The following is a 14,116-nucleotide window of genomic DNA, read 5'->3' on the forward strand; positions in this document are numbered from 1 at the left end:
AGCGTGGTCAACGGATTCGCCATGCTCACTTTAAATTAAATTTAATTTGAACTAGGCTGCGCACTGTACTCCTATCCATCTGCGGATGCGTCCCGATGAAAAAGCCCGTCCTCGTTGTTGTGGCCGCCGCGGTGGTGCTCGCAGCCTTGTTTGCATGGTGGTGGAGCGGGCGCGACAAGCAGGCGGAGGGTGCTCTGCTGCTGCAGGGCAATGTGGACATCCGGCAGGTGTCACTGGCCTTCGATGGCAGCGGTCGTGTGCAGGAAGTGCGGGTGGAGGAGGGCGACCAGGTCAAGGCCGGGGAGGTATTGGCTACCCTCGATACCCGCACCCTGCAGTTGCAGGCCGATCAGGCCAAGGCGCAGATCGAGACGCACCGGCAGACGGTGGCACGCCTGCGCAATGGCGCGCGCCCCCAGGAAGTGATCCAGGCCAGGAGCCAGCTGGCTGCAGCGCAGGCCGATGCCGCCCGCACGGCGCAGGACCTGCAGCGTCTGCAAGGCGTGGCCGCCGCGACCGATGGACGCGGTGTCAGTGCCTTGGAAATGGACCGCGCCCGCAGTGCGGCAAAAGTGGCCGCAGCCACCGCCGAGCTGCAGCAGCAGGGTTTGGCGCTGGTCGAGCAGGGGCCGCGGAAGGAAGACATAGCAGCAGCGGAGGCCCAATTGCAGGCGGCCGACGCGCAACTGGCGCTGCTGCAGCACCAGATCGATCTCGGTCAGCTGAAGGCGCCAGTGGCTGCGGTGGTGCGTTCGCGGCTGGTCGAGGTGGGGGACATGGCAAGTCCACAACGTGCAGCCTTTGCGCTGGCGCTCACCCAGCCGAAGTGGGTACGCGTATATGCCAGTGAGACCGAACTGGGTCGCATCCGAGCCGGGCAGTCCGCGCAGGTAACCAGCGATAGCCGCCCAGGCAGATCCGTAGCCGGCAAGGTCGGCTTCATTTCCTCGGTGGCCGAGTTCACCCCGAAATCGGTGCAGACCGAGGAACTGCGCACCAGTCTGGTCTATGAGGTGCGTGTGCTGGTGGACGATCCGGACGACCAGCTGCGACTGGGCCAGCCGGTAAGCGTTCGCCTGCAACAAGACGCTCGCTGATGCAGTCGCCCGTCACTACGGTCGTCGCCCGCGACCTGCGCAAGGTGTTCCCCGCACCCGGCGGTGGCGAGGTCGAGGCCTTGGGCGGTATCACCCTGGAGGTGCGTGCCGGCCAGCTGACCGCCCTGGTCGGCCCCGATGGCGCTGGCAAGACGACTTTCCTGCGCATGGTTGCCGGTCTGCTGCCGGCCGATGGCGGACAATTGCAGGTGCTGGACGTCGACGTGGCGCAGCAGCCACAGCGGGTGCAGGACCAGATCAGTTACATGCCACAGCGATTTGGCCTGTACGAAGACCTGAGCGTGCAGGAGAACCTGGACCTCTATGCCGATCTGCACGGCGTGCCGACGGAGCAACGCACTGCCCGCTTCGAGCGCCTGCTGCTGATGACCGATCTGGCCGCGTTCAAGGCGCGCCCCGCCGGCAAACTTTCTGGCGGCATGAAACAGAAGCTTGGCTTGGCTTGCACGCTGGTGAGGTCGCCGAAGTTGCTGCTGCTGGATGAGCCTAGCGTAGGCGTGGACCCACTGTCACGGCGCGAACTGTGGAAGATCATCCAGCAGCTGGTGCAGGAGGAACAGCTCAGCGTTCTGGTCAGTACGGCGTACATGGACGAGGCCGAACGTTGCGAGCACATTTTCGTGCTGCATGAAGGCAGGCTGTTGGCCGAAGGCGATCCAGCCAGCCTCACGCGCAAGGCAGACGGGCTGACATGGGCGGTGGAGCCCGTCGCCGGACAGGAACCACGCGACCTGCAGGCGCAGCTGATCGATGACACCGCGCATGTGCTCGATGCGGTGCCGCGCGCTGGTGTGGTGCGCTTCATCCTGCAGCCGGGTGCGCGCCCTGCCGATATCGCCGCGGCGCTGCAGGGACAGACGCCGAGTGCGCGTCCAGCAGAATTGGAAGATGCGTTCATGATGCTGTTGCGTGCACAGCAGGTGCAGGCGACGACTGCGGTGGCTGCTGTCGTTGCAGCTGCACGCCCGGCCGATGATGCGCCGGTGATCGTGGTGCGCGATCTGGTGCGCCGCTTTGGTGATTTCACCGCGGTCGCCAGCACCAGCTTCGACGTCCATCGCGGCGAGATCTTTGGTCTGCTCGGGCCCAACGGTGCTGGCAAGACCACGACCTTCCGCATGCTGTGCGGCCTGCTGCCAGCCAGCAGCGGGCATCTGGAAGTCGCTGGCTTGAACCTGCGAACGGCGCGTGCACAGGCGCGGGCACGCATTGGTTATGTCTCGCAGAAGTTTGCCCTTTACGCCAACCTGAGCGTGCGCGAGAACCTGGAGTTCTTCGGTGGCGCGTATGGACTGGGCGGGGCGCAGCTGCGTCAGCGCGTTGCAGATGTGATCAGCCGCTTCGACCTGCAGGCGCAGGCCCGCAGCGGCGATCTGCCGGCAGGTTACAAGCAGCGGCTGGCAATGGCGGTTGGCCTGCTGCACGCACCGGATATCCTGTTCCTGGACGAGCCTACCAGCGGCATCGACCCGCTTGCACGGCGCGCGTTCTGGCGCACCATCACCGGTTTGGCGCAGCAGGGCGTGACCATCATCGTCACCACCCATTTCATGGAAGAGGCCGAGTACTGCGATCGCATCGCGATCCAGGACGCTGGCGAACTGCTGGCGCTGGGCACGCCGCAGCAGGTACGGGCGCAGGCGGGCAGCGAAGGTATCGACATGAACGCGGCCTTCATCGGCATTGTCGAACAGGGCCGTACGAAGCGCGGCAGCGCTGCTGCTGGCAGGGCGGCCTGATGTCCGGTTTCCGCGCCCGGCTATGGGCTCTGGTGCGCAAGGAGACCCGGCAGATGTTGCGCGAGCGCAGCAGCTTGGCCGTGGGCTTGTTGTTGCCGGCGGCCCTGATCCTGTTGTTTGGTTACGGCTTGTCGTTCGATGTCAGCCACGCGCCGGTCGCGGTGGTGTTGGATGAGCGCTCGCCAAGCACGCAGTCCCTGGTCGCGGGGCTGCAGGGTTCACCGTATCTGGCGCCGGTGCAGGTGCGCGACATGGATGCGGCGGTGGCGTTGATGCGGCAAGGCAAGGTGGGCGGGATCGTGCATGTGCCGGTGGACTTCAGTCGACGCAGGGCCGATGGCACTGCCAGGGTGCAGTTGATACTCAACGGCGTGGACGCCAATACCGCGCGTACCCTGGAGGCCTATGTGGGCGGGGCCTTGGCAAGCCAGCTGCAAACCACGCTTGATCGGCAGGGAAGAATCAATGCGGACGGCGGCGTCACTGTCATCCAGCGGATGTGGTTCAACGAGGCAAATACCAGCACCTGGTACCTGGTGCCCGGGCTGATCGTATTGGTAATGACCTTGATCGGCGCTTTCCTGACCTCGCTGTTGGTGGCGCGGGAGTGGGAGCGAGGCACGCTGGAAGCATTGTTTGTTACGCCGGTTCGCCCCACCGAACTCGTGCTGGCCAAGCTGCTGCCCTATCTGGGCATCGGCTTGATCAACCTTGCGATCTGTCTGCTGACCGCGCGTTTCCTGTTCGAGGTGCCGATGCGCGGTTCGCTGTTCGCAATCGTGGTCAGCTCGCTGCTCTACCTGACAGTCTCGCTGCTGCTTGGTCTGTTCATATCGGCAGTGACACGCAACCAGTTCCAGGCCAGCCAGGTGGCGCTGCTGACCAGCTTCATGCCGGCGATGATGTTGTCCGGCTTCGTGTTCGACCTGCGCAACATGCCGGTTGCGGTGCAGATCATCAGCCAGCTGTTGCCGGCAACCCACTTCATGGGCTTGATCAAGTCGTTGTTCCTGACCGGTGACAACTGGCCGTTGTTCCTGCAGAAATCATCGATCCTGCTGCTGTATGCGTTGCTGCTGTTTGCGTTCACCCGCCGCAAGCTGCGCAAGAGGCTGGTGTAGGCATGGACGCGGTTGTCATCTACTTCCGGCGGATCGCCTTCCTGTGCAGGAAGGAACTGATCACCCTGCTGAAAGAGCCCTCAAGCCGCGCGATGCTGTTCATGCCGGCGCTGCTGCAGGCAATGTTGTTCGGTTATGGGGCGACGTTCGATCTGCGTCACGTGCCGTATGCCGTACTCGATCTCGGTGACGGGCAGGCATCGAGCGAGTTGTTGCGGCGTGTCGATGGCGCGGGCATGTTCGAGCGTGTAGGCACGCTGGCGTCGCCGCAACAGATTGCCCCGCTGATCGATGCCAACAAGGTACTGCTGGTGATCAGCATTCCCGCCGATTTCGAGCAGCGCTTGAGTGCGGGCGAGGCTGCGCCGCTGCAGCTGATCATGGACGGCCGCAACTCGACCACGGCCGGTGCTGCCGCAGGTTACATCGGCTCCATCGTGGCTGACTTCAATCGGGCACGAGCAGGAGGGGAGCCGTCGGTGCAGCTGGTCACGCGCAGCTGGTACAACCCGAACCTGGAGTCGCGTTGGCAGCTGATGCCGGCGTTGATTGCCGCACTGAGCATGCTGCAGACCCTGCTGATAGCAGCCTTGTCGGTCGCGCGCGAACGCGAGCAGGGCACCTTCGATCAACTGCTGGTCACGCCGCTGACGCCGATGCAGATACTGATTGGCAAGGCCTTGCCGTCGATCCTGGTTGGGCTGGTGCAGTCCACCATCATCCTGCTGATCATCCGCTTCTGGTTCCAGATTCCAATGGCTGGTTCGGTGGGGTTGCTGTACCTGGCACTGGCGGTGTTCACCGTGGCCTCGGTCGGCATTGGCCTGTCGATCTCGGCGGTGGCTGCCAACATGCAGCAGGCCATGCTCTACACCTTCCTGTTGATCATGCCGTTGATGCTGCTGTCCGGGCTGATGACGCCGGTGGCGAACATGCCCAGGGTGTTGCAGGTGGCTACCTACGCCAACCCGCTGCGTTTTGGCATCGACCTGGTACGCCGGGTCTACCTGGAAGGCGCGGGCCTGCAGGAAGTGGGCTTCAACTTCATTCCCATGCTTGTGGTGGCGGCGATCACCTTGCCGTTGGCAGCGTGGTTGTTCCGTAACCGGCTTACCTAGGACGCGCATCATGATGGCCTCGCAACCTCGTCACCGCCTGATCTTTGCTTTGTTGCCGCTGACGTCGCTTGCCGTCTGCCTGGCGCTGGCCGGTTGTACGGCGGGGCCGGACTTTGTCCGTCCGGATACGCCGGAACCGGCGGATTGGACACAATGGCGGGGCGGTGACGCGTCACTAAATGGCAGGGTGGACACGCAGGCGCCGTCGCCGGAATGGTGGACCCTGCTGTCCGATCCGGTACTGGATGAACTGCAACGCCGCGCGCTGCTCGCCAGCCCCGACCTGCGCAGCGCTGCCCTGCATTTCGCGCAGGCGCGGGCACAGCGCAATACGGTTGCCGCGCAACGGGGCGTGGACGTAGGCGTGTCGGCGGCGGTGAACAGGCAGCGCCAGAGCGAGAACGGTGCCGGCACGCGCATGCTCGATATCCTCAGCAACGACAGCGATGCGCTGAAGCAACTGCTGGCCGAACCATTCAATCTGTACCAGGCCGGCTTCGACGCATCCTGGGAGCTGGACCTGTGGGGGCGGGTGCGACGCTCCATCGAAGCGGCCGATGCCGGTGTCGCGCAACAGGCCGCGCTGCTGGATCTGGCGAGGTTGAGCATCACCAGCGAAGTTGCACGCAATTACGTGCAACTGCGCGCCGCGCAGCGGCAGATCGAACTGGCGCGCGAGGATATCGCCGCGCTGGAAGAGCGCTTGGCACTATTGCAGGCACGGGTGGACGGTGGCTTGCAGGATCATCTGGATCTGGACCGGCAGCAGGCCGATCTGGCCGCAGTGCGCGCACGCCTGCCCGGCTTGTTGGCGGAGGAAGCCAGCACCGGCAACCAGCTTTCGCTGTTGCTGGGCGAGCGTCCGGGTGCGCTGCGTACCGAGCTGGCAGCTCCCTCCAGCATCGCCGACGACACATTGCCGGATCTGTCACTGGGCCTGCCATCGGAGGTGGCGCAGCGGCGGCCGGATATCCGCGCGGCGCAAGCGCGCCTGCAGCAGGCAACGGCCAGGATCGGGATCGCCCGGGCCGACCTGTACCCAAGCATCCGCCTGGGGGCGAGGTTTGGTTACGAATCGTATTTGTCCGGCGAGTTCTCCGACTGGGGCAGTCGTACCTGGTCGATTGGCCCGGTGCTGAATCTGCCGTTGTTCGATCACGGCCGCCGCAAGAGCGTCGTGCAGCTGCGCGAACTCGAGCAGCAGGAAGCTGCCGTCGCTTACCAGAAGACCGTGTTGCAGGCCTGGCAGGAGATCGACAATGCCTTGAATGGCTATGCCGCCACGCAGCAGCAACGCGCGCAGTTGCGCGTTCGTGAGCAGACCACCCTGGACGCCTACAGGATTGCCCAGGCGCGGCGCGATGCAGGCCTGGTCGACTTCCTGGTCGTCCTTGATGCGCGCAGGAGCTATCTGCAGGTTCGCCGCGATCTGGTTGACTGCGAAGCGCTGCTGCGCGGTCAGTTCATCGCGGTCAACAAGGCGCTGGGCAACGCCCCTTACGCCGACGGATGACTGGCGTGCGCCAGCGGGATCTTCATCAACGGTAGAGAAGGGTGGGCAAGGCCTTCGGTTGCGGCTGCGGCTACACTCCAGTGATTCTGGTCGCAGCGTGTCACCGCGGCCCTTCGTCGCTCAAGAGGATGCTGCATGGCGGATACATCCCGCAGGGACTTGTTCAAGGCCATCGCTGCCGGCGCCTTGGTCACCCCGGTTGCGCTGTTGGCCAAACCGGTTGCCGATGCTGCCTGTACCCCCCAGTCGCCGCGCTGGGGAAAGGGGCCGGAAGGGCAGCGCATCGCCGACCTCGGCGACGGCACCTACCTCAATCCCATCGTCGCCGGCGACCATCCGGACCCCAGCATCCTCAAGGATGGCGACGATTACTACATGACGTTCTCGTCGTTCTATTCCTACCCGGGACTGGTGATCTGGCATTCCACCGATCTGGTCAACTGGGCGCCAATCGGGCCTGCGTTGCACAAGACGCTGGGTGATATCTGGGCTGTGGACCTGTGCAGGCACGACGGCCGCTACTTCATCTATCTGCCGGCCAATCCAAGCGGTGATGGCTGGTCGATCTTCGTGATCTGGGCCGACGACATCGCCGGCCCTTGGAGTGAGCCAATTGACCTGAAGATCGATGGCTGCATCGATCCTGGCCATATCGTCGGCGAGGACGGCAAGCGCTACCTGTTCGTCAACGGCATCCGTCGGGTACGTCTGCGCGATGACGGCTTGGCGACCGATGGCGCACTGGAGCCTGCCTACAGCCCGTGGCACTACCCGGCCGACTGGATCACCGAGAATTTCGCCCCCGAGGGCCCCAAGCTGCTGCGTCATGGTGACTGGTTCTACCTGGTCACCGCTGTCGGTGGCACCGCCGGCCCGGTGACCGGGCACATGGTGATCGCCGCGCGTTCGCGTTCCATCCATGGGCCGTGGGAGCACTGCCCGCACAATCCGCTGGTGCGCACGCTGTCCGAAGCAGAGCCGTGGTGGTCGCGCGGCCACGCCACTCTGGTGGAGGGGCCCGCCGGTGATTGGTGGATGGTTTACCACGCCTACGAGAACGGCTTCCGCACGTTGGGTCGGCAGACCCTGCTGGAACCTGTCGAATGGACCGAAGATGGCTGGTTCCGTGCACTCGGCGGGGATCTGTCGCGGCCTCTGCGCAAGCCGGCCGGTGGTAAAACCAGCAAGGTAGGGTTTGCGCTGTCCGATGATTTCAGCGCTGATCGCTTTGGCACGCAGTGGGCATTCCATAACCCAGGGCCGGATGAGCGCAAACGCGCGCGCTATCAGCCAGGCACGCTGCGCTTGAAAGCCAGCGGCACGTCGCCGCTCGACAGTTCACCGCTGACCTGCGTGGTGCCGGATCGTTCGTATGAGGTGGAGGTGACGCTGGCGCCTGACACAGAAGCGGAAGCCGGCCTGCTGCTGTTCTACAACAACAAGGCCTTCATTGGTGTCGGCTTCGATGGCAGCACCATCAAGAACTTCCAGTACGCGGAAGAACTGGTATGGGCACGCGCGCCGCGTTCGCCGGGCCCGGTGCGGGTGCGCTTGAACAACACCAACAACGTGGTGACCTTCCATTACTCGCACGACGGCGGACGCAGCTGGCAGCTGCACCCGACCCGAATGGAGGTGTCCGGCCTGCACCACAACGTGTTCGGCGGCTTCCTAAGCCTGAAGATTGGCATCTATGCCGCCGGGAGCGGCGAACTGGCGATCAGTGATTTCCGCTATCGGGCGCTTGGTTAGGGCGCTGCGGGCTGAGACCGACACAGGCATCGGCATCGGAGAACGCTTGTGGGAGCAGCGTAAGCCGCGAAGCTGGCGTTGCTCAACGATTGCCCGCTTTGGCTCCTGATGACCTGCGAGCTTCGCGGCTTACACCGCTCCCACAATCAACAGCAGGTTGGTACTCAGCGCCGACGCAGCCAGAAGTAGATCGGCAGGCCGGAGGCGATCAGCGCCACACCCCATAGCAGTGCTTCGCTGCCGATGCCGCCAATGGCGTACAGGCTGAAAGCAAGTGCGCCAGCTGCAGCGATGCGCGAGGGGATGCCGCTGCCACGCCACAACCAGGCCGCGGCGCCGGCCAGATAGGGCAGCAAGGTGGCGGCGGTGGACAGCAGTACCGAGAACTTGAACAGGTCCACCAGCGAGCGGTTGTAGTTGCAGATCACCAGAACGGTTGCCAGCAGGCAGCTGACGATCACGCCGAACACCGGCGTGCCGCGCTTGTTCTCACGGGCAAAGGCGCGCGGCAGCACGCCGTCGCGGGCGGCCGCCATCGGCAGCTGTGCCGACAGCAGCGTCCAGCCATTGAGTGCACCGACGCAGGAGATCGCCATCACCACCGCCAGCAGCATGCCGGCGGTCGGCCCCCACAGCGCGGCCGCTGCATCTGCCATCGGCGCGCCGGACTTGGCCAGTACATCGGCTGGCAGCAGGCCGAGCACGGTGGTGCAGGCCAGTACCGTGGCAATGCCGGCGATCAAGGTGCCGGTGACGGTGGCACGGGCGATGGTGCGCGGGGCATCGTCAACCGAGTCGGCCGGCACGGTGGCTGCTTCCAGCCCGATCATCGCCCACAAGGTCAGCGCGACGGTGGCACCAGCCACGCTGCCCAGCGATTCGCCGGACGGATTGAAGGGTACGTAATGACTGGTGTCGACCAGCCACAGCGCGACCAGGCCGAACATCAGCAACGGCACCACCTTGAGTACGGTGGTCAGCAGCTGCAGGCGGCCGGCTTCGCGCATACCGATCAGGTTGACGCCGGCACAGGCCCACAAGGCAGTCAGGCCGCAGGCCGCCGCGCGCACCGGAGTGGCGGTGAGCTCAGGGAAAATGGCACCGATGCTGCCCGCGAAAGCCACCGCGATTGCGGCGATCGCACACCACATTGAGATCCAGTAGCTCCAGGCCACCAGAAAGCCGGGGAGTTCGCCAAACGCATTGCGCGCGAACACATACGGGCCACCGGTCTGCGGCCAGCGCTTGGCCAGTTGGGCAAAGGTGATTGCCAGCAGCAGGGCACCGCACAGGGTGATACCCCAGCCGATCAGGGTCGCTGCGCCATAGGGGGCGAGGGTGGCAGGCAACAGGAAGGTGCCTGAGCCGATCATGCTGCCAACAACCAGGGCAGTAGCAGACCAGAAGCCCAACGGGCGGCGCGAAGTAGTCATGAATACAGCAACGGCAAAGGCTCGCACCGGAGTTCGGATGCCCCGGGAGAGCGTGGGAGAGGGGGGCAGGCGCCGTGGGCGACCGCAGCAGGGGGTGGATTATGACGGTTTGCAGCGCTCACCGCGATGCAGGGGGCTGGCAATGACCTTTGGCCCTTCCCCGGAGACGGGGGTTCCGCTGACGCTGGCGGCCTTGTTCCCCGTGCTGGAAACCCCGATGACTGTCCGACCGTTGGCGCTTGCCGTCTCGTTCTCCCTGGCCACCGTGCTGGCCGCCTGCTCACCGTCGTCGCAGCCTGCGGCTGGTGACAGCACCGCGCAGGCACCGCAGGCCGACAAGGCCGCGCAGCTGAACAAGCTGTACGCCGACTACTGGGAAGGCGTGCTGAAGCTGAATCCGCTGCAGGCTACCTTCCAGGGCGACAACCGTTACAACGACCAGCTGCCGGACTTCGGCTCGGCCGAGTTCCGCAAGCAGAGCCATGACTTCACCCAGGAATGGTTGGGCAAGGCCGAGAAGATCGGCGATGCAGGCTTGGCGGGGCAGGATCTGCTCAGCTACCGCATCTTCGTCGAAGAGCAGAAGCAGTCGCTGGAAGGGGAGAAGTTCCCGACCTGGATGATGCCGGTCAACCAGATGGGCTCCACCGTCAGCTATGCGGTGATGCTGGGCTCGGGCCAGGTCGCGCAGCCGTTCAAGACGGTCAAGGATTACGACAACTGGCTGGCGCGTGCAGCGCGCATCCCGGTATTGCTGGAAACCGAAAACGCCAATATGCGCGAAGGCATGAAGGCCGGTGTGGTGCAGCCGCGCGTGCTGATGGAAAAAGTGGTGCCGCAGTTCGACGAGATCATCACTGCCAAGGCCGAGGACAGCCAGTTCTGGGGGCCGATCAAGCAGCTGCCGGCTGACTTCCCGCAGGCTGACAAGGATCGCCTGACCGCTGCCTTCCGTGCGGTGATCAACGACAAGCTGATGCCGGCGATCAAGCAGCAGCGTGATTTCATTGCCAACGAATACCTGCCGGCGACCCGCGATACGGTCGGTCTGGATTCGCTGCCGGACGGCAAGGCGTGGTACGCCTTCAACGCAAAGCAGAGCACCACCACCGCGCAGACCCCGGAGCAGATCCACGAGATCGGCCTGCGGGAAGTGGCGCGCATCCACGCTGAGATCCAGACGGTGATGACCGAGGTGGGCTTCAAGGGCTCGCTGCAGGAGTTCTTCACCTTCATGCAGAAGGACAAGCAGTTCGAGTTCAAGTCCGAGCCGGAACTGCTGGAGCATTACCGCGGGCTTGAGGCCAAGATCAACGCCAACGTGCCGAAGCTGTTCTCGCTGACCCCGAAGGCTGGTTTCGAGATCCGCCCGATCGAGGCCTTCCGCGCCAAGTCGGCCGCTGGCGGCGAGTACATGCAGCCGAGCGAAGACGGCAGCCGTCCGGGCATCTTCTACGTCAACACCTACGACTTGCCGACGCGCAAGACCTGGGACGCCGAAGACCTGTTCCTGCATGAGGCCATCCCGGGCCACCACTTCCAGTTGGCGCTGCAGCAGGAACTGACCGGCGTGCCGGCGTTCCGCCGCTTTGGTGGCGAGACCGCCTTCATCGAAGGTTGGGGCCTGTATGCCGAAAGCCTGGGCAAGGACCTGGGCGTCTACACCGACCCGTACAGCTACTTCGGTCGCCTGCAGGGTGAGCTGTGGCGTGCGGTACGCCTGGTGGTGGACACCGGCCTGCACTCCAAGGGCTGGACCCGCCAGCAGGTGCTGGATTACATGTTCGCCAATTCCTCGGTGAGCGAGCCGGATGCCGTTGCCGAAGCCGAGCGTTACATCGCATGGCCGGGCCAGGCGCTGGCTTACAAGACTGGCGAACTGAAGATCCAGGAACTGCGCAAGCGTGCGCAGGACAAGCTGGGTGCCAAGTTCGACATCCGCGAGTTCCACGCCGAAGTGCTGAAGGACGGCTCGGTGCCGCTGGACGTCCTCGACGAGAAGCTCAACGCCTGGATCGCTGAAAAATCCAAGTAAGCGATGCATTCGGTAGTGCCGAGCCATGCTCGGCAAGCGGCATTACCGCAAAGAGCCAACCCCTCCCCAACCCTCCCCTTGGCCTGCGGCCAAAGGGAGGGAGCAGGTAGTGCCGAGCCATGCTCGGCAAGGGCATTACCGGCAATGTGGCAGGCCACATTGCCGGTTTTGTTTTGGTTGGTCTGTAAAGCCCCAGCCGAGCATGGCTCGGCTCTACGTCAATCAACGGCCAACCGTAATTTTTCACCGTTCGGCCGCACGTAGTGTTCCAGCCATAACCGCGCGATCTGCCATGTAGCCATGGCACAGTGCGTGGTCCCCCCTCAAACCTGTTGGTGGCGTGATCGCGGGTGTTCTCCGTGTCGCCGCTGTTGTTGCCGATGACTCTATTCGTATCGCTGATCCTGCCCTTGCTGGCCATCTGGTTGTGGTGGCCGGTTGCCCCCTTGTCCAAGCGCCAGCGTCGCTGGCGTATCGGCATTACCGTCGGTTTGGCCTTGGTCGGGCTCGGCTTCGCCACGCTGTGGCGGCTGGATGTATTCAGCTACTCGGTCGAAGCCTGGATCCAACTGGTGTTCGGTTGGGTGCTGGTGATGTTCGTATTGCTGCTGGCCTTCCTGCTGTTGCGTGAAGTTGGTTGGCTGCTGTCACGCCTGCTGCCGCGCAGCTCTCGGATCGCGACGCTGTGGCACGGCACCGGCTTCAACCAGGGCGCGGCGACGGTGATCGTGTTGCTCGCCACGCTGGGCATCTACAACGGGCTCAAGCCGCCGCAGGTGCATGAGCGCGATCTGGTCGTGCCGTACCTGCCCAGTGAAATGGACGGCCTGCGCATGGCGGTGCTCGCCGACCTGCATATCAGCCCGGTCAAGCGCACGTGGCGCACGCAGCGCATCGTTGATGCGACCTTGGCGGCAAAGCCCGATCTGATCGTTCTGCCCGGCGACATGGCCGACGGCGGTCTGGAAGACAGCGGCCGGTTCGCCGAGCCTTTGGCCCAGTTGAAGGCGCCTTACGGGGTTTGGCTGGCCCCGGGCAATCATGAGTACTACTACGACTACGCTGCCTGGATGGCGCATTTCCGGCAGATGGGGCTGGGCGTGCTGGAGAACCAGACTGCGACCCTGTCGATCAACGGGCGCACGCTGGCGATGTCGGGCATTGGTGACCTGGCCGCATTGAAACAGGCCCCGTACATGCACGGCGGTTTGCCGCCGGACATGCCAGCGGTGGTGAACGGCGGCAAGGGCAGTGATGTACATATCCTGCTTGCCCACCAGCCGAAGCAGGCGCGCGCCGCTGCGGCGACTGGTGCGATCGACCTGCAGGTATCCGGCCATACCCACGGTGGCCATATGCTGGGCTTTGATCGCTGGGTGGTCGCGCCGTTCAACCACGGCTATGTGCGTGGCGAATACCGGGTGCAGGACATGACCTTGTTCGTCAGCAGCGGTGTCGGCCAATGGGATGGCTTCACCGCACGCCTGGGCGTGCGCTCCAGCATTGATGTGCTGGTGTTGCGCAGCCCAGTCAAGTAGCCACCAGGCTTGTAGGAGCGGCGTCAGCCGCGAAGCTGGCGTTGCCCAATCTATCGTCAGCTTTGCGATCTGATGATTTGCTTGCTTCGCGGCTGACGCCGCTCCCACAAAAAAAGAAGCAGGGTTCGATGCCAGTTTGGTCAGGTGTCGAGGTCTGCTTCGCTGCCATCGACGTTCTTCCGTTTATCCGGCATCAGCTTCGGTAGCGTGCTCACTACTGCCAAGGCAGCGATGGTAGTGATGAAGGCCACCATCTCCATGCCCATGCCGGCTGCCATGCCGATTGCCGCTGTCATCCAGATGCCGGCGGCGGTAGTCAGGCCCTGGATGCGCTCTTCGTTGTCGAGCTTGAGGATGGCGCCAGCGCCGAGGAAGCCGATGCCGGAGACGATGCCCTGCATCACGCGGGTCACATCGGCGCCCGAAATGCCCATCTGCAATGGCGCCAACACGAACAGCGCCGAACCCACCGAGACCAGGATGTGCGTCTTCAGGCCGGCCGCGCGCCCTTTGCGCTCGCGTTCCAGACCAAGTAGTCCGCCTAGCACGATGGCCGTGGCCAGCCGCGAGACGATCACGGTCAATGTGCCTACATCGGGAATGGCGAACTCGGCGGCCAGCGCCTGACCGATCTCTTCGGTGATGCTCATGCTGAGGCGTCCTTGGTTGCGGTCGAAGGGCGGGCGATGGTGGTGATCCTGCGCAGGGTTTGCTTTACCGGTGGTGATGCCGATGTGCTGCTGGTGTGA

General features: G+C 64.2%; 10 protein-coding genes. 8 read left to right on the forward strand and 2 right to left on the reverse strand.

The window, feature by feature from the left end; genetic code table 11:
• The first annotated feature begins 95 nt into the window (after positions 1 to 95).
• From Q5Z11_RS09825 to Q5Z11_RS09850, 6 genes are all read left to right on the forward strand, one after another.
• The gene (locus Q5Z11_RS09825) at positions 96 to 1,097 is read left to right on the forward strand and encodes an HlyD family efflux transporter periplasmic adaptor subunit (RefSeq protein ID WP_303749810.1); all 1,002 of its coding nucleotides are present in this window, start codon (positions 96 to 98) and stop codon (positions 1,095 to 1,097) included.
• The gene (locus tag Q5Z11_RS09830) at positions 1,097 to 2,857 is read left to right on the forward strand and encodes an ATP-binding cassette domain-containing protein (protein ID WP_303749811.1); all 1,761 of its coding nucleotides are present in this window, start codon (positions 1,097 to 1,099) and stop codon (positions 2,855 to 2,857) included. The genes Q5Z11_RS09825 and Q5Z11_RS09830 overlap by 1 nt, the downstream gene beginning before the upstream one ends.
• A complete protein-coding gene (locus tag Q5Z11_RS09835) occupies positions 2,857 to 3,978 on the forward strand; it encodes an ABC transporter permease (protein WP_303749812.1) in 1,122 nt (373 codons plus the stop codon). The genes Q5Z11_RS09830 and Q5Z11_RS09835 overlap by 1 nt, the downstream gene beginning before the upstream one ends.
• Before the next feature lie 2 nt (positions 3,979 to 3,980).
• Entirely contained in the window at positions 3,981 to 5,096 is a 1,116-nt protein-coding gene (locus Q5Z11_RS09840) for an ABC transporter permease (protein ID WP_303749813.1), read from the forward strand.
• 10 nt (positions 5,097 to 5,106) lie between these two features.
• Positions 5,107 to 6,609: an efflux transporter outer membrane subunit gene (locus tag Q5Z11_RS09845; protein ID WP_303749814.1), complete on the forward strand. Its 1,503-nt coding sequence runs from the start codon at positions 5,107 to 5,109 to the stop codon at positions 6,607 to 6,609.
• Positions 6,610 to 6,744: 135 nt separating this feature from the next.
• Positions 6,745 to 8,361, forward strand: coding sequence for a family 43 glycosylhydrolase (locus Q5Z11_RS09850; RefSeq protein WP_303749815.1), 1,617 nt, complete (start codon positions 6,745 to 6,747; stop codon positions 8,359 to 8,361).
• 164 nt (positions 8,362 to 8,525) lie between these two features.
• On the opposite strand, the gene Q5Z11_RS09855 is transcribed toward Q5Z11_RS09850, so the two are convergent.
• Complete coding sequence (locus Q5Z11_RS09855; RefSeq protein ID WP_303749816.1) at positions 8,526 to 9,794, reverse strand: amino acid permease; 1,269 nt, start codon at positions 9,792 to 9,794, stop codon at positions 8,526 to 8,528.
• Positions 9,795 to 10,011: 217 nt separating this feature from the next.
• Between Q5Z11_RS09855 and Q5Z11_RS09860 the strand changes: the two genes are divergently transcribed.
• Together Q5Z11_RS09860 and Q5Z11_RS09865 are read left to right on the forward strand one after the other, a co-directional pair.
• Positions 10,012 to 11,829, forward strand: a complete 1,818-nt coding sequence (locus Q5Z11_RS09860; RefSeq protein ID WP_303749817.1) for a DUF885 domain-containing protein — start codon at positions 10,012 to 10,014, stop codon at positions 11,827 to 11,829.
• A gap of 380 nt (positions 11,830 to 12,209) precedes the next feature.
• Complete coding sequence (locus Q5Z11_RS09865) at positions 12,210 to 13,367, forward strand: metallophosphoesterase (protein WP_303749818.1); 1,158 nt, start codon at positions 12,210 to 12,212, stop codon at positions 13,365 to 13,367.
• Between the two features lie 140 nt (positions 13,368 to 13,507).
• Here the strand turns inward: Q5Z11_RS09865 and Q5Z11_RS09870 are convergent, their stop codons facing one another.
• Positions 13,508 to 14,017, reverse strand: coding sequence for an MgtC/SapB family protein (locus Q5Z11_RS09870; RefSeq protein ID WP_282269961.1), 510 nt, complete (start codon positions 14,015 to 14,017; stop codon positions 13,508 to 13,510).
• Positions 14,018 to 14,116: the final 99 nt, after the last annotated feature.

Source organism: Stenotrophomonas sp. 610A2 (assembly GCF_030549615.1).
Lineage (GTDB): Bacteria > Pseudomonadota > Gammaproteobacteria > Xanthomonadales > Xanthomonadaceae > Stenotrophomonas > Stenotrophomonas pigmentata.